Here is a 19,527-nt window from a genome sequence, read left to right as displayed (position 1 = left end):
TTTAGTCTGACGTGTGAAATGAAGAAATCAAGTTGATTTGAAAACTTGGAAATTTTGCATAAAAAAACACCATCTTGAAAATAGTTTAGATGGTGTTTTTTTGGTTTATTATTTTAAAAAATTACTTCGCCACAGCATCTTTTATAGAGACACCGTCTATAATAACATCTGTGAGTACATAAGTGCCATCTTTAATGTGAACAACGGCGTACACATCTTGTTGTTTTTCGTTTCTGTTATTTTCTCGATATAATACTTCTGCATCGTATGCTTTGGATTCTTCCATATAATACGTGTCAAATGGTAAATTGAAATGAACCGCATCACCATAATAATTATAGATTTCTACTTCGACATATTCAAAATTACTATCGGCTAAAAGCTCTTTGGATACAGTTTCTAAAACTGCGTATCCGTATTCATCTTTTGAAAAATAGGCATACCTTGTTTTAGAATCTTCCCAACTATCATCCGAAGTTTCATAACGGTCAATATCAAAATTGAGTATGATTGATTTTCCACGAAATGGATCACTCGGATCTATAGGTGCTGTTCTAAATTTGAATACACTGTCGGAAGCAATCGTTTTTTCGTATTTGTATACAATTTGAGCAGAAGCGGCAATTTGTGCAATCACCATCAAGCCAAAAAGGATGTATATATAAGATTTTTTCATGATTTTTTAATTTTTAGATTTTTGTTTTTTTAGCATGAGGTAATTCGCAGTGAAAAAACCAGCTCCAATCAGTATGAATATAAATCCGCGTAAAGCGAAAGTCATATCTGTATCAAAAAATCGACACGCAATTAATACGGTAATGATTAACATGCCGTAATTCAATTTTAAGAAGTTAAAAGTGTCTGCGCCTTCTTTAATCGCCATAATTCCCAATGCTAATAATAAGATGTTTATAAGTACAGTTGCTGTAATATAATCTACAAGTCCAATGACAAAAATCAATGTAAATAGTAGAAAGACAACTTGAAAGAGTTTGATGCTTTGTTGTGCTCTTCTTCTGATATGAAAATAGAGCAATACACTTGCGATTACAAATAAAACGGCAGCGCAAAAGAATTCCTGCGAGTCAAAACGTACATCTTTAAATTGATATTCCCATACAATGCGAAAACTTAGCGTAAGTAATATGATAATCGTTCCAACGGAACCTAAAAATCGATATCCGTTTTGTATTAATGATTTGTTTTGAAAATAGGGAAGTTGTCCAATATTATAGAAAACGCCAAATACTAAGGCATACATTAAATACCCAATTCCTTCACTATCGTCAATGCATACAGGCAATGCAAAAAGTAAGCTTATAGGAAAAAGCCAATTCAATATTGAAATCACATGCGTTTTTTCATTCGATTTAATCAATTGTATATAACGACCAAGCGGGAATAATAATAATAAAAAGTAGACTTGTGGAATGGTTGAGTTTCCTTCAAAACGATATCCAAAACCAGCTTCAAACGCATAATACGTAATAAAAATAAGCTGTAAAATAATTGCTGAGGTTGATTTTGTCACATACAATAACGGAAGGCATAAAATGATCCAAGCCAATAAATATGATTCCAAATCGCCTGAAACATGATAGATTTGACTCACCAAAGCGATGCACAAACCAACAGAGAAAAACAGAAAAACAGTTGCAGATTCTCTCCAAGCGACACTTTTATCTTTAAAAATACTAAAACCTAAAATGGCTTGTCCAACGATCATTGGAAAAAATGCCAAGATCAGTTTGACAATTTTCGGGAAGTTATCCCAATTGTGCGCCATGATGAGAATTAATCCCAATCCGACTAAGGTTGCGCCTAAAATTCCAAAAAGTACAAACAATCTGTTTGAATTTGTGTCTTCCGAAGTCCCGTAATACGCGGCGATTTTTTGTGCAATTTCTTCCGTAATAATTTCTTTCTCAATTAATTCGGGAAGTGCACTTATAATTTTTGAACTCATAATCCTATGTTTTAAGGAAATTTATTAAATGTACTAATTAATTATTCATAAATAAAAAAGATGATAAGTCTTGGATCCTGCTTTTCAACAGGATTAGTTCAACTTGCAAATTTGAGTTCACTTTAGATACTGAATCAAGTTCAGCACAAGCTTCTCAAAATCGAGTTTCACTAAAATAAAACCTCGCAACAACTTACAATTACGTGTTACGAGGTTTCTGGTAATCAACCAACATTTATGCTTCTTGATTTTTTATTGCGTGTACATCTCTCGTGTTTTTTTGTACGGCTACCGAAGCAAATAAACTTAAGGCAAATGACATTCCATAAAATCCTTTTTCGCTCAATTCTAATTCTGCATTCCACAATCCGACAACTAATAATAAGATCGCAGCAATTGTAGTAAACCAACTGATTCCATAATAAATATCAGTTACTGGAATTCCTTCCATTTTGTCTCTCACGGCTTTTTGAACCGAAATCACAGAGAATAATCCGAATAATAATATTGTAAAGTAATATCCTTTCTCATTCAATTCCATACCTGCATTCCACAATCCGATGCAATACGCAACCATTCCAATGAATAAAGCTGCCCAAGATGCTGAAATAAAAGCAGGTGTTGGTTTAAAAGGATTTCTGTCTTCTTTAACTGTTTTTAAAGGTTTCTTTGTTTTTTCTTCTGAACTTGCAACTGTTTGATTTTCCATAATACTATAATTTTAAATGTTACTTGATTTTTGTTTTTGATTACAGGACAAATATGCGATTGCATTTTCGGCTGTGAAATTCAATTTTTAATAAAAAAGGACTATATTTATAGTAAATTAAAATATTTATAGTATTGATTATTAGTTTATTAAATATTTTAAAACAGACGATATAATGATTGCAATTGATACAATAATTTCTCAATTTTCTACGGAAGAACAACAGGAATTCATAAAATATCTTAGCTATAAGAACAAAAGACACGATACTAAAAACATTCAATTGTTTAAATTGTTGATGGCGAATTATTCTGCAAAGGAAATTCCCCAAAAACTATATGGAAAGGATAACAAAACGGCGTATCACGGATTGCGAAAGCGTCTGTGGAGTTCGCTGCTCGATTTTATGGCAACACAAAGTCTCACACATGAAGTTTCAGTAGAACTCGATATTACCAAGCGGATCTTAGTTGCTCGAAACTTATTGCAACAAAAACAATTCAAAACGGCGTTTAAAGTATTGAACAAAGCAGAAAAGAAAGCGCAAGAATCATTGCATTTTTCATTGCTAAATGAAGTCTATCATACACAAATACAATATGCACATACCACAACATTTGCGCCGCCGCTAGAAACGTTGATTGAAAAATTTACTGTAAATCAAAAAGATTTTTTACAAGAAGAAAAGTTGAATATGGCGTACGCTGTCATCAAAGAAAATCTTCAAAAAGTAGTATATAAAGGTGAAATTATCTCGTTTCAAGAGTTGATTCAAGAAACCTACGAACGATTTGATATTTCAGAAGAAATCGGATTGTCGTACAAATCGCTCTATCAATTGGCGCAAATTATCAACGCCGTTGCTTCGGTAAACAAAGATTATTCTAATGTAACATCATTTGTATTGGATAATTACAAAGACATTTCCAACCGATTGAAACAAAGCGACAAGCATTTATTCTATCATATCAAAGTATTATATCTTATTGCAAATATATTTTTTAGAAAGAAAGAGTTCGCGGAAAGCTTACACTATTTGGATTTAATGCATGAAGCAATGCAGCAACAAAAACAGCGCTATTACAAAAGTTCATTGCTGACGCATCAATGTTTAGTGGCGCTAAATCACAACTATTCTGGAAATTCTGAAATCGCAATTTCAATGTTAGAAGCTGTTGCGAATGTTAAAAAGTACGATTTGGAAATAATGTTAGATGTGCATTTAAGCTTAATTGTGTGTTACTTTCAACAAAGTGAATATAAAAAAGCGCAACAAGTTTTCTCAAAATTCTATCACACGGACAAATGGTACGAAGAAAAAGCGGGCGTAGAATGGGTGATTAAGAAAAACCTCATTGAATTGTTATTGCACATTGAATTGGGGAACATTTCCTATGTTGATTCGCGTTTTGTCAGTTTCCAACGAAAATATTATCCGTTTTTAAAAAAAGCAGGCGAACAGCGTGTAATTATGTTTTTAAAATTCGTTAAACAATATTACAATGCGCCAGAAGAAGTAACTTCCATAGCATTTAAAAATACGGTAGAAGCATCTTTTGAATGGAAATCATCTGTGCAAGAAGATATCTTTGTGATGAGTTTTTACGCTTGGTTAAAAGCCAAAATGAATAAAACGCCTTTATATAAAACCACATTGGAATTAATTAAAGACGTGTAAGATATTAAATTGTAAAAAAGAAGCGAGCCGAAGCTCGCTTACTAAATAATTATTTTTGGTCACATGCACATGAATAATGTGGACACGTCATTGTTTGATCTGGTCCAGTTGTGCAACCTCCTTCAGACATACATCCATTTTGGTCAAACACAGATGCACCACTTACTGGTCTTCCTCCACTAACTTCCATGTTGGAAATTGATTTCTTGTTAAGCATCAATGATTTTAAATTCTTTTTTCTCATGATATATAGTTTTAGTTTGTTAATTAATACATCCAAACTAAAACAAATGATGCACTAAATAAAAGAATGATTGTCGGTATTTATGAATTGTAAGCATAAAAAGGATTGTAGTTTATAGTTTTTTATATGTTTAGCGTGTTAGGTTTTGCGAGCACGCGATTTTCAAAAAATGGATCAGATCTGTCAGAAATAGTTTGTGTTGTCGAATATTATTCACAACTATTCACATTCAATAAAAGTTTTACGACTAAGAAAATAACAACAATTATAATTGGCCATTTTAGTCGCGAAAAAAAAGTAGTTTTTTTGGGTCGAATTTGTCTCCGTTTATACTTTTTCTCTTGATTTTCAGTAATCTCAAAATCCTGCAAACGATCGATAGAATCTTTTGGTTTAGCTAACACTTTTTTGCTATACGTAGACGTTCGTTTCGAATCTTTTTTCGAACGAGTTCGTTTCTTATCATATTTAGAATGTCGAGAACGTTTCACAGATGCTTTGTTTGCGTTTATATAAAGATATGAAAATAGAATTTTAGCTACTTTATATATATTGCAAATAAAAACCTGAGAAAAGAACTTCTCAGGTTAGCTATTAAATTTGTAAAATAGGTTAGATGTTTTTTTAAATTATGGACAAAATGGTTGTGTGCCATCTGGACACGTGCTATTGCAAGGTACTAGATTGGCTTGTCCAAATATAATACAAAAACAAGGCATTGGGTCATTAGTTCCGCCGCCGCCAGATCCACCACCACCGCCAGAAATTGGATCAGAACTTAATCCTCCTCCAAGAATTTCTGTTTGTTCAGCTTTACTTAATGTTTTGGTTCCAGTAATAATTAAAATCTTTTTTAACATGATCTATAATTTTGGTTAATAAGGAATGAAATTACACCGAATTAAGTGTTTAAACTAAGAGTTGTAGTCGTGATTTATAAATTCCAGACACACAAAAAAAAAAGAGACTTTATAGAAAGTCAAAATTTCGTCAAACCGAACTTGATTCACTATTGTCGGACAAAAGATTAAAGACCGCTGCGCTGTTAGATTATAGAATAAAGACTAGTGTAGTAACTAATTGAAAAACAAAGCTTATAATTATATATTTTTTATGCTTGCCAAAATAATTTCATTACTAATCAAGATTTACTAAAAGTATGGTGGTTCATCAACAATGTCTTAAAAACTCATTGATAGTAACGTTTTGAAAAGAATGTCAAAAATTTTATCGGACACTAATGAACTTGATTCGGTTTCTCATCATTATTGAAAATCAGTGTAATGAGATTCTGAATCAACTTCAGAATGATGCCTGTTAAAACTTTCTTTTCAGACAGCCTCTTTAGAATTCTATTTAATGTAGATACATCGCAAAAAAAAAGCCCAAGAATATATTTTCTTGGGCTGAATAAATTTAGATGATACTGATTAACACCAATTTTGTGTACAATTACGATCTAAGGTATCAGTTGTTGGACCAATAGGGCAATGTATAATAACTGATGCTTTATCTCCAGCACCTTTAATAAGTGCTACTGTTTCGCTTAGGCTTGAAATTGACTTTTTGTTCAATGTTAAACTGTTTAAACTCTTTTTTTTCATAATTAATAAATTTTTGGATTAATAATGAATTAAAAGTACCAAACATATATTGTGAAACAAAAGAGTTGTAGTCGCAATTCACGGAATATAAACGACAAAAGGAGGAATTGAAACTATTAATTCCTCCTTTTTTGCGTTTTTATAAAGATATGAAAATAGAATTTTAGCTACTTATATATGTCGCAAATAAAAACCTGAGAAAAGGACTTCTCAGGTTGGCTATTACATTTGTAAAATAGGTTTGGGTGGTTTGTTTTCTTAAATGATTGGATCATCGTTACCACCACCGTCATCACTATAATTTTACTAACTAGGAATAAAGTTACATAGAATATAGTGTTTGTACTAAGACTTGTAGTCGTGATTTATAAATTATAAGTGCAAAAAAGGAACTACGATTTGTAGTTCCTTTTTTATAGTACGATATGTGAATTCTGTATTATACGAGTTCTACAAACAATCCGTCATCCGTTTTTTCAACTTTAGCCAAATTGTTTTTTGTCAATTCTTTAATAGATTTATCCCACTTTTTATTTGATAATCCAGCTTGTGTTTTTAAATCGTTTAAAGTTAACTTTTCAGCTTTCTTTAAAATTTCTAACACCGCTTTTGCTTCGTCAGTTAATGCTATTTGTTTACGTTCTGGGCGCATTTGCGGGAAGAACAATACTTCTTGTATAGATTGATTGTTTGTTAAAAACATAACCAAACGATCCATTCCAATTCCTAAACCAGACGTTGGTGGCATTCCGTATTCTAATGCACGTAAAAAATCATGATCTATAAATTCGGTTGCTTCATCGTCGCCTTTTTGAGCTAATTTTAATTGGTGTTCAAAACGTTCGCGCTGATCAATTGGATCATTTAATTCTGAATACGCATTCGCGATTTCTTTTCCGCAAACCATTAATTCAAAACGCTCCGTCAATTCAGGATTTTCGCGATGCTCTTTACACAACGGACTCATTTCTTTCGGATAATCTGTAATGAATGTTGGTTCAATATAATTTCCTTCACATTTTTCACCGAAAATTTCATCAATCAACTTTCCTTTCCCCATCGTTTTATCAACAGAAATCCCCATGCCTTTGGCAGCTTCAAATAGTTCTTCTTCAGATTTTCCAGTAATGTCAAATCCTGTAAAGTCAATAATAGACTGTGTCATCGTCACACGCTTGTACGGTGCTTTAAAATCTATTTGATGTTCACCAAACGTAGCGGTGGTTTTTCCGTTTACGGCAATTGCACAATGTTCTAACAACGTTTCCGTGAATTCCATCATCCAATTGTAGTCTTTATACGCTACATATATTTCCATCGCCGTAAATTCAGGATTGTGCGTACGATCCATTCCTTCGTTACGGAAGTTTTTAGAAAATTCGTATACACCATCAAATCCACCGACAATCAATCTTTTTAAATATAATTCATTGGCAATTCGCATGTATAATGGAATATTTAATGAATTGTGATGTGTGCTAAACGGACGTGCCGCTGCACCACCAGGAATTGGTTGTAATATTGGAGTTTCCACTTCAAAATAACCAGCTTCATTAAAGAAGTTTCGCATAGCGTTAAATAATTTTGTACGCTTTACGAATATTTCTTTTACTTGTGGATTTACTACTAAATCAGCATAACGCTGTCTGTAACGTTGCTCCGGATCGGTAAAAGCATCATGTACTTTTCCTTCACTATCTACACGTGGTTGTGGCAATGGTTTCAATGCTTTGCTTAAGAGGATGAAGTTTTTCACCATTACGGTTTTTTCACCTACTTTCGTGGTGAACAATTCGCCTTCAATTCCAATAAAATCACCAATATCTAGTAATTTTTTATACACATCATTGTAATGTGATTTATCTTCTCCTGTGCAAATTTCATCTCTATTAAAATATACTTGAATTTTTCCGTCGGAATCTTGTAATTCAGCAAATGAAGCTGGACCTTGAATACGACGCGACATCAATCTACCTGCAATTACAACCTGTTTTCCTTCTGCATAAGTTTCCTTTATCTGTTTCGAAGTATGATTTACGGGATACAAATTTGCTGGATACGGATTGATACCAAGTTCGCGCAACTTTGAAAGTTTTTCTCTGCGAACGATTTCTTGTTCTGATAATTGCATAGTATTATATGTAAATTTAAGTTCGCAAAGATAATTACATTTCATTAGTATACCAATGTATTGATTTGGAAATATTTGAAGCTGCAAGAATCGTTCATAATTGTGTGAATACAGCGTTTATGTAACATTTACAACGATTTTGAGTCCTATATGCATCATCAATCATCAAATTAAAAAATATCATGAGTATATGGAGAGTATTATTAGCAATTATTTTTCCGCCATTATCTGTGTTAGATAAAGGTTGCGGTTCTATCGTAATTGTATTTATTTTGTGGCTTTGTGGATGGGTTCCGGGAACAATTGCCGCTTTAATTATTTTGAATAACCCAAAAGGATAACTAAAATGTTGCTTTATAAGCATAAAAAAAGAGGAATTACGTTGATGTAATTCCTCTTTTTTAGTTTCATTAGTCGAGCAAATCGCACCAATTACAAATACTATTGCAAGACATTGTCGGACAGCGCCATGGATCAATGGTATGAATTGTTACTGTAGCAAACGTCAGAGGACATCCTACACTTAATGCATTTTGCGCCTGATTCGCAGCGCCATCTTGCAATCCACCAGAAATATTAGCAACATTACTTTTTTTTAGTGATAACGATTTAAGTGATTTTTTCTTCATGATTCTATTATTTTTTGTTTCGGTACAAAGAACTTTATAAATGAAAAAGTGTGAAACAGCAATTCCACTAGAATTATGACAGGAAAAACACGCTAGCTTACACAGGAATAAATACTTTGTGCAAAACGAATCTCCTTTTTTGATAATGTCGTATTTTTGTACTTGTAAAAGACACTACTTTGAACAAAACAATAGAAGTACAGGATTTAGGCACGAAAGATTATAAGGAAACGTGGGATTTTCAGGAAGAATTATTCAAGAAAATCATAGATACAAAAATTAAGAATAGACGTGAAGATGCAAATTTGGAAACGTCGAATCATTTTTTGTTTGTAGAACATCCACATGTATATACTTTAGGGAAAAGCGGCGATGTTTCTAACTTATTGTTAGATGAAACACAACTTGCGGCAAAAGGTGCTACTTTTTATAAGATAAATCGTGGTGGCGATATTACCTATCACGGACCTGGACAAATTGTAGGGTATCCTATTTTAGATTTGGAAAACTTCTTTACAGATATTCATAAATATTTACGATTGCTCGAAGAAATGATCATTTTAACGTTGGCAGAATACGGTTTGAAAGCCGATAGAAGCAAAGGTGAAACAGGCGTTTGGCTTGATGTTGGCACTCCATTTGCACGTAAAATTTGCGCCATGGGCGTTCGTGCGAGTCGTTGGGTAACCATGCACGGTTTTGCATTGAATGTAAATGCTGATTTGGGTTATTTTGATAATATCATTCCGTGTGGAATTCGTGGAAAAGCTGTGACTTCTTTAAACGTAGAATTAGGCAAAATGCGCGTTGATGAAGCTGAAGTAAAAGAAAAACTATTGCATCACTTTCAACTACTTTTTGAAGCAGAATTAGCATTACACGTATAAAATGAGAGTGCTCAAACTTCTCTTAACGATGTTTACTGGTCTATTGTCAGGTGTGCTATTAGTCGGTGGAGCCATCACTTATTTTATGCCAACAGAAAACAACAAGTCAATTGTAGCTGTATTTTTATTGGGCTGTGCAGGTATTTTTAGTGTGTATTTTCATGCGAAAACAGAGGAACTTTATCCGTTTTCTGAGTTTGACGAACCATTACATGAACTCTCCAAGAAATATTGGGCATTACACATTGCTTTCGGATTGATTCTTTTGATTTTAGGAACACTCATGATTATTCTTTGGCTTAATAGTGTTTCGGAATTATTCATATTAGTCATATCAATTTTCTTATTCATCATAGGTTTGTGGACGTTATTAGATGTGTATTTTTTAAACAAATTTATAGTTTCATACAAAGAACGTCGCGCGCGTCAAGAAGGAATTGAAGATATTGGCGACAGTTCAACTTTATAAATAATTCTAGCGTATGCGTTTTCTTAAAATACTTTTAATCATTTTTTCCCTCTTTAGTTTTATTGGGAATATCGTATGCGGCTTGGGAAGAGTTTTCGGTGGAAACACTACTGACAATTCCAATGATTGCAAGAATTTGTATTGTGCTAATGATTATATTGTCTATCATCAATATTTTCTATCATATCAAAACTTTTCGTTTTTACAGACGAGAAGAAAAACGAAATCTAGATAAAAAAGTTTCAAAGATGTTAGTGATTGGAACACTTTGTTTTTCAGCCTTTCTATTGTTTCTTGTGGGAGTTTCTCTGTATAATAATGCTGATAAATATTGGGCAAATAATTACTCAGGAGAAGATATATTTTTTCTAAGTTTTTTAATCTTTCCAGCGTTTTTAGGGTTTTTAGAAGTTTCTCTTTTAAAAAAGCGTATCAAACGTCTTAAAACCGAGCATGATACAAAAGGCGAAATTAACGATATTGGCAATGAAATTTTTTAAGTAACTTTACTGTATGCGCTTTCTCAAAATTAGTACAATCCTATTTGGAGTTTTCTCTTTCTTAGTACTTTCATACCTTTCATATTTAATTTTAACTCAAGATAACAGCCGTGGAGCGCCTTTATTGGTGTATGTTCTTTTTGTATTGGCTTGTATTGCTACAATTTTAAATTTATATTATCACTATAAGAGTTTTTATTTTTACAGACGAAAAAAGCAACAACAACTACATAAAACGTTCTCCAAATTTTTATGGATAGGGCCTATTTGTTTCTCCGCTTTTCTACTATTTCTTTTTGGACTAACTGTATATGACATTATCCGGTTTTCAAGACTTGGTTTTTCGTATGATATCAAGCAATTTATTACGGGATTTGTACTATTACTTTTCGGAATTATTGGCTTTTTGGAAGCTTCACTTTTAAAGAAACGTATCAAACAATTCAACACGGAACGTACTATAAAAGATGAAATTGACGATATTGGAACTCTAAAAAATTAACGATGCGTTTTCTGAAAATACTTTCAATCTTAATTAGTGTGTTTTGTTTTATCATGACGACTTATTATATAGGTCTACTTTTTATGGAACAAGATTTATACAACACGACCATTAATCATTATGGATATTTAGCATTATTACTTGTATTTTCTACCTTAAATTTAATATATCATTACAAAAGCTATTGCTATTATAGAGAGCGGAAGCCGATACAAGTTCAGAAGAAAATATCAAAAATATATTGGCTTGGTGTTCTGTGTTTTAATGGTGTTCTATTTTACTCCACAATATCTTATTTATATTCGTATGTGAAATTTACAGAATATGATTATTTTGATTTTGACACTACTTATTTACTTTGGTATGCACTACAATTTTTCATATTTGGAAGTATTGGGTTTTTAGAATTTTTCTTATTGCGAAAACGAATCAAGGAATTGCGAATAGAAGCCAACAGAACAGACGAGATAAAATCCATAGGAAATTCATCTATCTAAACAACAACATTCATGCGCGCATTTAAAATAATTTTGATCAGTATCTTATTATTTTTAATATTGACTTTAGTCTTTGGAGCTATTGGCACTTTACAGAATAGTATGGATACTTTAGAAGGTAAACTAGCGTTGATTTTTGCAGTGACAGGGTTAGTTTTAGGATCTTTAACTTTCCTGTTTCATATACAAACGTTTCGATATTACCGAAAATCTCTTCAAAATAAAAGAGTTAAAAACAGTTCTGTAATTTTCTGGGTTTGTGCCATTTTATCAAATGTTTACTTTTTAATATTTGGACTGTTTGCTGTTCTTGGTTTGCAAATGGATCCTGAACTGAGTAACTCTCCATTATATTTTCTTTCAGTAGTATTTACTTTTTTAATTGTTTTATATGCAGTTCTCAGCTTCCTAGAAATGTTCATCCTTAAAAAACACATTGCAAAACACCGTGAAGAATTTGCGGTACAAAATGAAATTGATCAAATAGGAAATTGATTCGTTGGACGATCTTAGACTTCTTGGGTATGTTAGTGCTTCGACTCCGCTTAGCGCACTTTGGCTACTGTTTTTATCTTGTTCATTGTAAATCAACAACCAGAAACTAGGAATCAACAACCAACCTAATTCATCTTATACACCACAATCGAATTTGCTTCTCCTTTGGTCACAAACTCTAACTTTGAATCTTTATCAAAATTCTCCAAGTCAATTGCCGAACTTCCAAAAGCTGGAAAACCAGGAATCATTTTTGCATTACTATCATACAAATACACTTTTTGCGCATCCTTATCAGTCAACGTCACATAAATTTTATTTCGAATCAAGAAAATTTCAGGCTTGCTGTACGAACCAAAATCAAGTTCTACGGTTTTATCTTTAATACGTAACTTATTCTCAAAGAAACTCACCAAGGTTTTGCTTGTCATGGTAATACTATGATTTTCGGTTACAGGAAGTTTTGTCTTCTCAATTTGCCCTTTACTGTCTATTTGAATCAAATTTCCATCACGATCAGAAGTCGTAAACAAATTATTATGAATATAAATATCATTATTCGAAAACTGAATGTTCTCTTTTACGGTAATTCTTGGTTTGCCTGTACGCGACAAAATGTGTAATTTCCCGTTGCTTTCCTGAAACGTAATATAATCTTTTGTAATAATTCTAAAATGTTGCGGCGGATTTATAAAATCATTTTCCGAACCCGAAAAGGTAAATCCGGTCACTTGCTTTCCTTTAGAATCGCGCATGATGACTTTATTTCCTTCCGTAAATACAAAACGGTAATTTTTCGATTTATCATAATCAAAAATGGCAACTGCTTGCGTATAGGCTACTTTTGCTTTTGTTGGATAGGGTTTCACTTGGTTTCCTTTTCTATCAAACACATAAAAAGATTGCGGCGTTGTAAAAGCCAATTGCAAACGTCCGTTTTTATACAAATCAATTTGTGAAACTTTGCCTAAAATCTTTCCATCAAGCTGTTTTTTCCATAACACTTTTCCTTGAGTTGAAATCAAATACAAGATGTTTTGCGCATCTTGCACAACAATTTCTTTTCGTTTGGTAATATGATTTTTTACAAACTGCGGATCAGAAGTTACTGGATTATCCAACACAACATTCAATAATTGAGAAACGGTATTTTCAGTTGGTTTTGCAGTGTTTCGCTTCAAAATTCCGTGAACGTGCGCGTAATTGCTTCCCTTTTCATTGGTAAACTGCAAAGCGGCAAACGGATAATCTTCCACATTAATACTTGTAATTTCTTTTTTATATGATTTTTGTACGCTTTCCGCGATGGTTTTCTTGAACTTTTCCGTATTCACAAAGACCAATAATGACGATTCATCGCTGAGATTTCCAATCGTTTCTTGGTAATTTTTTTGGTACGCAAGTGTTTGTTCGTCCTTGTACAAACCAATTAACATGGCCAAATTTCTCAAGCCTTCTCCGTTGGTAAAAACGATAAATTCATCTAAAATGACATAAAAACTAGTGTCAAAAGTGTTGATGAATGGCGAAAAGTGATTCTGAAAAAGTGAAGGATCTTCATTTTCGTAAATTTGAATATTTCGTACGGTGCTAAACTTCGTATTATTTTGCAATTGATTGCTCGCTTCATTACTCGATGAAATAAAACGTAAACCTGTAAAAGTACTTCCGTTAAACGAAAACGAACTGATTTCTTCCAATGCATCGAACAATGAATTTTTAGTTTCAGGTTGAAACTTCTCGTAGGAATCAAATGTAATTGTGGTAAACGTATCAAAAAATGGTGGAATCACTTTTGCAATCTTATGTTCGCGCGGAGTTGTATTCTTTAAAGAACTCAAAGCGTGCGACAAAGAATCGTTTGCCGTGATAATTCCTGTAAAGGAAATTTCATCCTGTAAAACAGAAACATCAAGCGCGAGTTGTTCACCAAGAGTTGCTACAAACTTTGAATCGGCATTAGGAAAAAGATACGCTAACAAAGGCGAAAGTTGCTTCGGAGTTGCCAATAAAGTTGCGGATTTGCTTTCATCAATAGTTGCATATACTTTTTTGAGCGAAGCCGGAATCGTTGCTTTCTTATACGAACGAATGCAGTTTTCAATCAACAATTTAGACGAGGAATTTACAAAAATACTATCCGCATAAAAAGTATAATTTACACGATTGCCGAGTGTAGTTTCAACAATAGATACATTTTCATAAACAATATTTTTTGTGCTTGCTTTTTGAAGCGAATCGAGTACGATCAATTCTGGATGTGTTTTCGTAATAAAGGTATATTGAAAACTATCTTTTCCCAACTCATTAAAACACAATAACGATTTTGAATTTGGTTTGATGTATTCTAAATAATCAACAAACGCATTAAAATCTTTCTTAAACTTTGGTTTCTTAAACGATTTTAATAATTGATTGTTTTTAAGTTCGCTCTGAAAACTTTCAAAATCGGGAATCTGTAAAATAAGCGCAGCATCTTGTGGCGCAAACTTTAATAAGGAATATTCTTTAGGAGTTTCTGTTGTACAGCCAATACTCAATATGGTAAGAAGAAGAATGAGAATTCTTTTCATGTAATGTCTATTTATAACACCTTTCGATGTTGTTGCCCTTTTATAATATAACTATCTACAAAAGTATAAAACTTACGGGATTGTAAATTATTGTGGCAACATAGAATTACAGTTCTTATTAACAAATAACCATTGTTGAGTTTTGACGAAACAGAAACTCCATTTTTTAGCCTAAGAATAGTAATAAATGCGAGTACATTACTATTAGCGACAATATAGGTGTATGCAATGAACTATAAAATACAGAATGAGTGAAGTAGTGCTTTCAGTGAGTTAAGTTGTTCTTCCCACATAAAAACGAGTTTAAAAAACTAAAGTTACATTTTTTAAAAAATATGGGTAATGAATTTGTTGTAAAAACCCATATAGATATAAACATAAAAATTAAAATCATGAAAAAAAATATCAAAAGTCTGACGCTTACGAAGAGAAAAATTAGTTCATTAAATCAATTAGAAGTAACTGGAGGAGTTGTTGGATCGGCAACACCAACAATACTCATTACTATTTCTCAATTAATATGCCCTGTGCAAAGTAAGTTGCCTGTGAAGCCATTAGCATCTGCAGATTGTCGTTAAAAATGTGCAAAGAAAAATCAATCGAAGTAGTCATTTAGTGCAGTAAGTGATTACTTCGAATCAATTGATATAATGCATTTATAATTTCCGTTTACATACTTAAAGCTAGCCTGAGTTCAATTTAAAAGCTATGCGTAGCGGGTTCTTTTTCCGCAGTGTAGTATTTATTTTTCGTTAAAAATTTTTGAAGCCTTGGAGAAATGTAAATTCATGAACTCCGATTTATAAAATAGGGCTTGGTGAACTAAAATTTAGAAAAATAAATGCGGTTTTGACTTTTTCAGTCAAAAACACCTCTGGAAATCGAAGATTCATGAATACCTTGATTTAAAATAGAAATGCATGAACTAAAAAGCGCACTTTCTTTTGTTGATGCCAGTGCTGAACTTGATTCAGTATTCTTTGTGCGAGCAAAGTAAAAGAAATCGAAGATTCATGAATACCTTAATTTAAAATAGAAATGACACAAGCTAAAGTAAATGACTAAAAATAAAATGCTTAAATTTTTATTTTCTTGAATTTATATCGAACTCATATTAAAACTACAAATCCAACGAATACTGTTCAGGCAATAACCGAAACGACATGCGGTGGTATTTTGTAGTTCCGTATTTCCGAATCGCATCACGATGTTCTACAGTAGGATATCCTTTATTCTGTTTCCAATTATACATAGGAAACTCTTCATGAATTTTTTCCATATACGCATCTCTATATGTTTTTGCCAACACAGAAGCGGCAGCAATATTGAGATACTTTCCGTCACCTTTTACAATAGTTTGATGTGGAATATCTTTATACGGTTTAAACTTATTTCCGTCTACGATAATATGTGCAGGAACAATCGCCATTAGATCAATAGCTTTGTGCATTCCTAAAATAGAAGCATTCAAAATATTAATTTTATCAATTTCTTTAGGGAAAATATGTGCAACACCAAACGCTGTAGCTTCCAATTCAATCAAAGGACGAAGAATTTCACGTTTCTTTTCGCTCAACTGTTTAGAGTCGTTTAAGATCGTATTTGAAAACGCTTCGGGCAAAATAACAGCGGCCGCGGTTACAGGTCCAGCAAGGCATCCGCGACCTGCTTCGTCAGTACCAGCTTCTAATCCATCCAATAATTGTAATGCTAACATGCGTAAAATCTTAAAGAACAAAACTATTCCTTCTCATGACCAAATCAAAATGGAAATACAAAACACTTTTCACGAAAAACAATAATTTATGATTTCAATAACAATGCAAGGCTTTTTATTTCGTTCAAAAAGTATACTTTTGTTCCTTAGTAAGCGTAAAATGTTATGGTTAATTGTAAAGAATGCGCTAAAAAATCAAAGAAGTGAAGTACATCCTTTTCATTATATTTATAGGTATAACTATTCCTGCACTAAATGCGCAGGTAGAAGTTCAACCAGTTCAAGAAAACAGAAAAACTAAAGGCGAACGTGAGCAAGCCGTCAGTAACACAAATAATTCTTCTGAAAAAGATAAAACAGGCAAGCGAAAAGACTACGATATCAATCTATATAAAATCATAACGCACGAACGTGATACAATGGTTTTTGATACAACATTGACAATCAAAAAAGATTACAAATACAACTACTTACGTAAAGACGAATTTGAACTATTACCATTCTCAAACTTAGGACAAACCTATAACAGTCTTGCATATTCGTTTGACAGACCTTCTGCATTTCCAGGAATTGGAATGCGCGCAAAACACTTTAACTATGATGAAGTTGAAGATGTCAACTACTTCAATGTGCCAACGCCAACAACCGAACTATTCTTTAAAACGGCAATGGAACAAGGGCAATTGTTAGATGCATTCATTACAATGAATACATCAAAACGCATGAATTTCTCCATCGGATACAAAGGAATGCGCTCGTTGGGAAAATATCAAAACATACTCAGTAGTACTGGAAACTTCAAGCTAACGGCAAACTATCGAACAAAAAATGATCGATATACGCTTCGTGGACATTTCTATTCGCAAGATGTGCTCAACAATGAAAATGGAGGACTTACAGATCTAGCTGTCATTGATTTTGAAACTGGCGTAGACGAATTCACAGACCGATCGCGCTTGTCAGTACAATATCAAGACGCACAAAACATACTCGTAGGAAAACGCTATTACTTAGAGCACGATTACAAAATAGTAAAACAAAAAGATTCACTTCGCGACAATAACTTGCGTGTCGGACATACATTTAACTACGAAACCAAATACTACATCTTTGATCAAACCAGAGAAAACGCTCAATTTGGGGAAAGTTATGTTGCTACGGCTTTGCGAGATCGATCGCAACTACGAAAACTATTCAACGAAGGAAGTTTAAGCTACCGCACAAAAACATTTGGCGATGTAAAATTCAAAGCAAATCATACAAAATATGAATACTTCTTTGATAAAATACTCTATCAGGCAGATGGAACAGTCATACCAAACAAACTAGAAGGCGATGTAATTTCGGTTGGTGGTGAATGGCAACATACCATTGAAGGAATCCAACTAAAAGCAGACTTACTGGCAAATGTATCTGGTGAACTTGGGGGAAACTACTTCAATGGAAGTGCAAAATACAAACTTAACGATGACATAGATGTCGCGGCTTCTATCGTAATCAATTCCAAAGCGCCAAGCTTTAACCTATTAGTCAATCAAAGTGATTACATAAGCTACAACTGGCGCAACGATTTCAAAAATGAACGTACGCAAAGTATCAACTTCAGTCTAAAATCAAAAAAATGGTTTGACGCAGATGTGAGTTTTACGTCATTAGACAACTATACATACTTTTCTGGACTCACGCCAGATGCACAAATAACGCCGCAGCAAACACCAGATGCAATCACATATCTCAAAGTGAAAATTGGAAAAGAATTCCGTTACGGAAAATTTGCACTCAACAATACGGTAATGTATCAAAAAGTAACGCAATCGGGCGACATCTTCAACGTACCTGAGCTTGTAACGCGAAACACGCTATACTTTACCGATAAATGGTTCAAAAAAGCACTATTCATACAAACAGGAGTTACCTTCAATTACTTCACGGAATACTTCGGAAATGGATACAGTCCATTACTAGGAGAATTCTACAGTCAAAACCAACAAAAAATTGGAGGATTTCCACGTTTTGATGTCTTCATCAACGCCAAAGTAAGGCGCACCAGAATCTACTTCAAACTAGAACACCTCAATTCGTCTTTCACGGGATACAACTTTTTCTCTGCACCAAACTATCCGTACCGCGATTTCATCATACGTTTCGGAGTCGTTTGGAACTTCTTCTCATAAAAACAAATACACAAAAAACAAAGCACGCCCACTGAGTTCATCAAAGTTGTTCACTGAGCTTGTCGAAGAGAAGTGTGGGGGTTCCCGCTAGAAAATAGCGGTCACGCTCTCGCCAGTCGCTTTTGCAGCTTAAAAAAAAAGCTGCAAAGAGCTCCAACAATGGCTCCATCGTTAACCCGAACATAGAACACCTATATATAATAGGAGTATTCAGTAAGTTTTCAGACAACCAGCAACTAGCAACTAGCAACCAACACCCAAATCCCGGTCACTGAGCTTGTCGAAGTGAGTCGAGGTGAGTCAAAGTAAAAATTTCAGGATGTAAAACACTCTTGATAAGCTGGTTAAGATTGTGTTAAAAATAAAGGGTAAAAAAAGATGTAAAAAGGCTTGTGGATATAGAAATCAATTTTATATTTGCACCCGCTAAAACAGATAGATTTAGTGGTAAGTTCTGATACGATATTGAAGTAAGATTTAGGCAAAAAAACTTTTTAAAAAATAGTTTAAAAAAGTTATTTAGATATTAAAAAAGGTTGTATGTTTGCAGCCGCTAAAAACGGTAACGGATTTAGTTTAAGTTCTGATAATAAAAGACTGTGATTTAAGAGGCAAGAAGTTTGCGAAAGAGCTTCAAAAAAAATCTTAAAAAAGTTTTGTTAGAAACAAAAAAGGGTTTTATATTTGCACCCGCTTTCTACGGGAAGCAAAGTAAAGATAAAAAGAAATTACGAGTTCATTGACATATTGAT

At 33.2% G+C, this 19,527-nt stretch carries 20 protein-coding genes; 10 read left to right on the top strand and 10 right to left on the bottom strand.

Translation table 11 applies throughout. The annotated features are described in order from the left end of the window. Window positions 1–121: 121 nt before the first annotated feature. The 3 genes from H2O64_RS18490 to yiaA all read right to left on the bottom strand — a co-directional run bounded on the left by H2O64_RS18490 (window position 122) and on the right by yiaA (window position 2,675). Window positions 122–676, bottom strand: coding sequence for a GDYXXLXY domain-containing protein (locus H2O64_RS18490; protein WP_187563710.1), 555 nt, complete (start codon window positions 674–676; stop codon window positions 122–124). Between the two features lie 6 nt (window positions 677–682). Continuing rightward, window positions 683–1,966 (bottom strand): DUF2157 domain-containing protein, encoded by a 1,284-nt coding sequence (locus H2O64_RS18485; RefSeq protein WP_187563709.1) that lies wholly within the window; start codon window positions 1,964–1,966, stop codon window positions 683–685. A 235-nt stretch (window positions 1,967–2,201) separates the two neighbouring features. Further along, window positions 2,202–2,675, bottom strand: coding sequence for an inner membrane protein YiaA (gene yiaA, locus H2O64_RS18480; protein ID WP_187563708.1), 474 nt, complete (start codon window positions 2,673–2,675; stop codon window positions 2,202–2,204). Between the two features lie 175 nt (window positions 2,676–2,850). Between yiaA and H2O64_RS18475 the strand changes: the two genes are divergently transcribed. Then, window positions 2,851–4,353, top strand: coding sequence for a hypothetical protein (locus H2O64_RS18475; RefSeq protein ID WP_187563707.1), 1,503 nt, complete (start codon window positions 2,851–2,853; stop codon window positions 4,351–4,353). A gap of 49 nt (window positions 4,354–4,402) precedes the next feature. On the opposite strand, the gene H2O64_RS18470 is transcribed toward H2O64_RS18475, so the two are convergent. The 4 genes from H2O64_RS18470 to lysS form a co-directional block, all read right to left on the bottom strand. Next, window positions 4,403–4,597, bottom strand: a complete 195-nt coding sequence (locus H2O64_RS18470; protein ID WP_187563706.1) for a hypothetical protein — start codon at window positions 4,595–4,597, stop codon at window positions 4,403–4,405. A gap of 629 nt (window positions 4,598–5,226) precedes the next feature. Then, on the bottom strand, window positions 5,227–5,457 hold the full coding sequence (locus tag H2O64_RS18465) for a hypothetical protein (protein WP_187563705.1): 231 nt from the start codon (window positions 5,455–5,457) through the stop codon (window positions 5,227–5,229). 570 nt (window positions 5,458–6,027) lie between these two features. After that, window positions 6,028–6,201 (bottom strand): hypothetical protein, encoded by a 174-nt coding sequence (locus tag H2O64_RS18460; protein WP_187563704.1) that lies wholly within the window; start codon window positions 6,199–6,201, stop codon window positions 6,028–6,030. Between the two features lie 439 nt (window positions 6,202–6,640). Continuing rightward, window positions 6,641–8,332: a lysine--tRNA ligase gene (gene lysS / locus H2O64_RS18455; RefSeq protein WP_187563703.1), complete on the bottom strand. Its 1,692-nt coding sequence runs from the start codon at window positions 8,330–8,332 to the stop codon at window positions 6,641–6,643. 182 nt (window positions 8,333–8,514) lie between these two features. Between lysS and H2O64_RS18450 the strand changes: the two genes are divergently transcribed. Further along, entirely contained in the window at window positions 8,515–8,673 is a 159-nt protein-coding gene (locus tag H2O64_RS18450; RefSeq protein ID WP_187563702.1) for a YqaE/Pmp3 family membrane protein, read from the top strand. A 69-nt stretch (window positions 8,674–8,742) separates the two neighbouring features. Here the strand turns inward: H2O64_RS18450 and H2O64_RS18445 are convergent, their stop codons facing one another. Continuing rightward, complete coding sequence (locus tag H2O64_RS18445) at window positions 8,743–8,961, bottom strand: hypothetical protein (protein ID WP_187563701.1); 219 nt, start codon at window positions 8,959–8,961, stop codon at window positions 8,743–8,745. A gap of 179 nt (window positions 8,962–9,140) precedes the next feature. Here H2O64_RS18445 and lipB point away from each other — a divergent pair, with 179 nt between their 5' ends. The 6 genes from lipB to H2O64_RS18415 all read left to right on the top strand — a co-directional run bounded on the left by lipB (window position 9,141) and on the right by H2O64_RS18415 (window position 12,311). Then, on the top strand, window positions 9,141–9,848 hold the full coding sequence (gene lipB, locus H2O64_RS18440) for a lipoyl(octanoyl) transferase LipB (protein ID WP_187563700.1): 708 nt from the start codon (window positions 9,141–9,143) through the stop codon (window positions 9,846–9,848). A gap of 1 nt (window position 9,849) precedes the next feature. After that, the gene (locus H2O64_RS18435) at window positions 9,850–10,317 is read left to right on the top strand and encodes a hypothetical protein (protein WP_187563699.1); all 468 of its coding nucleotides are present in this window, start codon (window positions 9,850–9,852) and stop codon (window positions 10,315–10,317) included. 122 nt (window positions 10,318–10,439) lie between these two features. Further along, the gene (locus H2O64_RS18430) at window positions 10,440–10,817 is read left to right on the top strand and encodes a hypothetical protein (protein WP_187563698.1); all 378 of its coding nucleotides are present in this window, start codon (window positions 10,440–10,442) and stop codon (window positions 10,815–10,817) included. A 13-nt stretch (window positions 10,818–10,830) separates the two neighbouring features. Then, window positions 10,831–11,319, top strand: a complete 489-nt coding sequence (locus tag H2O64_RS18425) for a hypothetical protein (protein ID WP_187563697.1) — start codon at window positions 10,831–10,833, stop codon at window positions 11,317–11,319. A gap of 83 nt (window positions 11,320–11,402) precedes the next feature. After that, window positions 11,403–11,816, top strand: a complete 414-nt coding sequence (locus H2O64_RS18420; protein ID WP_187563696.1) for a hypothetical protein — start codon at window positions 11,403–11,405, stop codon at window positions 11,814–11,816. A 12-nt stretch (window positions 11,817–11,828) separates the two neighbouring features. After that, window positions 11,829–12,311, top strand: coding sequence for a hypothetical protein (locus H2O64_RS18415; protein WP_187563695.1), 483 nt, complete (start codon window positions 11,829–11,831; stop codon window positions 12,309–12,311). Window positions 12,312–12,436: 125 nt separating this feature from the next. Here H2O64_RS18415 and H2O64_RS18410 read toward each other — a convergent pair whose 3' ends face one another. Then, window positions 12,437–14,884 carry a hypothetical protein gene (locus H2O64_RS18410; RefSeq protein WP_187563694.1) on the bottom strand — a complete coding sequence of 816 codons (2,448 nt, stop codon included), beginning with the start codon at window positions 14,882–14,884 and terminating at the stop codon, window positions 12,437–12,439. Between the two features lie 392 nt (window positions 14,885–15,276). On the opposite strand from H2O64_RS18410, the gene H2O64_RS18405 reads away from it, so the two are divergent. Next, window positions 15,277–15,462: a hypothetical protein gene (locus H2O64_RS18405; protein ID WP_187563693.1), complete on the top strand. Its 186-nt coding sequence runs from the start codon at window positions 15,277–15,279 to the stop codon at window positions 15,460–15,462. Between the two features lie 542 nt (window positions 15,463–16,004). Here the strand turns inward: H2O64_RS18405 and H2O64_RS18400 are convergent. Continuing rightward, on the bottom strand, window positions 16,005–16,601 hold the full coding sequence (locus H2O64_RS18400) for a ribonuclease HII (RefSeq protein WP_187563692.1): 597 nt from the start codon (window positions 16,599–16,601) through the stop codon (window positions 16,005–16,007). A 203-nt stretch (window positions 16,602–16,804) separates the two neighbouring features. On the opposite strand from H2O64_RS18400, the gene H2O64_RS18395 reads away from it, so the two are divergent. After that, the gene (locus H2O64_RS18395) at window positions 16,805–18,775 is read left to right on the top strand and encodes a putative porin (RefSeq protein ID WP_187563691.1); all 1,971 of its coding nucleotides are present in this window, start codon (window positions 16,805–16,807) and stop codon (window positions 18,773–18,775) included. The last annotated feature ends 752 nt before the right edge of the window (window positions 18,776–19,527 follow it).

Source organism: Kordia aestuariivivens, assembly GCF_014397005.1.
GTDB classification, from domain to species: Bacteria; Bacteroidota; Bacteroidia; order Flavobacteriales; family Flavobacteriaceae; genus Kordia; species Kordia aestuariivivens.
Note: the sequence above shows the minus strand (reverse complement) of the source record. Positions and strands in the feature narration are given on the sequence as shown.

Bases quoted from the DNA above. Each gene is read 5' to 3' on its own strand.
- H2O64_RS18490 (WP_187563710.1), bottom strand. From the start codon at position 676: ATGAAAAAATCTTATATATACATCCTTTTTGGCTTGATGGTGATTGCA.
- H2O64_RS18485 (WP_187563709.1), bottom strand. From the start codon at position 1,966: ATGAGTTCAAAAATTATAAGTGCACTTCCCGAATTAATTGAGAAAGAA.
- yiaA (WP_187563708.1), bottom strand. From the start codon at position 2,675: ATGGAAAATCAAACAGTTGCAAGTTCAGAAGAAAAAACAAAGAAACCT.
- H2O64_RS18475 (WP_187563707.1), top strand. From the start codon at position 2,851: ATGATTGCAATTGATACAATAATTTCTCAATTTTCTACGGAAGAACAA.
- H2O64_RS18470 (WP_187563706.1), bottom strand. From the start codon at position 4,597: ATGAGAAAAAAGAATTTAAAATCATTGATGCTTAACAAGAAATCAATT.
- H2O64_RS18465 (WP_187563705.1), bottom strand. From the start codon at position 5,457: ATGTTAAAAAAGATTTTAATTATTACTGGAACCAAAACATTAAGTAAA.
- H2O64_RS18460 (WP_187563704.1), bottom strand. From the start codon at position 6,201: ATGAAAAAAAAGAGTTTAAACAGTTTAACATTGAACAAAAAGTCAATT.
- lysS (WP_187563703.1), bottom strand. From the start codon at position 8,332: ATGCAATTATCAGAACAAGAAATCGTTCGCAGAGAAAAACTTTCAAAG.
- H2O64_RS18450 (WP_187563702.1), top strand. From the start codon at position 8,515: ATGAGTATATGGAGAGTATTATTAGCAATTATTTTTCCGCCATTATCT.
- H2O64_RS18445 (WP_187563701.1), bottom strand. From the start codon at position 8,961: ATGAAGAAAAAATCACTTAAATCGTTATCACTAAAAAAAAGTAATGTT.
- H2O64_RS18435 (WP_187563699.1), top strand. From the start codon at position 9,850: ATGAGAGTGCTCAAACTTCTCTTAACGATGTTTACTGGTCTATTGTCA.
- H2O64_RS18430 (WP_187563698.1), top strand. From the start codon at position 10,440: ATGATTGCAAGAATTTGTATTGTGCTAATGATTATATTGTCTATCATC.
- H2O64_RS18425 (WP_187563697.1), top strand. From the start codon at position 10,831: ATGCGCTTTCTCAAAATTAGTACAATCCTATTTGGAGTTTTCTCTTTC.
- H2O64_RS18420 (WP_187563696.1), top strand. From the start codon at position 11,403: ATGGAACAAGATTTATACAACACGACCATTAATCATTATGGATATTTA.
- H2O64_RS18415 (WP_187563695.1), top strand. From the start codon at position 11,829: ATGCGCGCATTTAAAATAATTTTGATCAGTATCTTATTATTTTTAATA.
- H2O64_RS18410 (WP_187563694.1), bottom strand. From the start codon at position 14,884: ATGAAAAGAATTCTCATTCTTCTTCTTACCATATTGAGTATTGGCTGT.
- H2O64_RS18405 (WP_187563693.1), top strand. From the start codon at position 15,277: ATGAAAAAAAATATCAAAAGTCTGACGCTTACGAAGAGAAAAATTAGT.
- H2O64_RS18400 (WP_187563692.1), bottom strand. From the start codon at position 16,601: ATGTTAGCATTACAATTATTGGATGGATTAGAAGCTGGTACTGACGAA.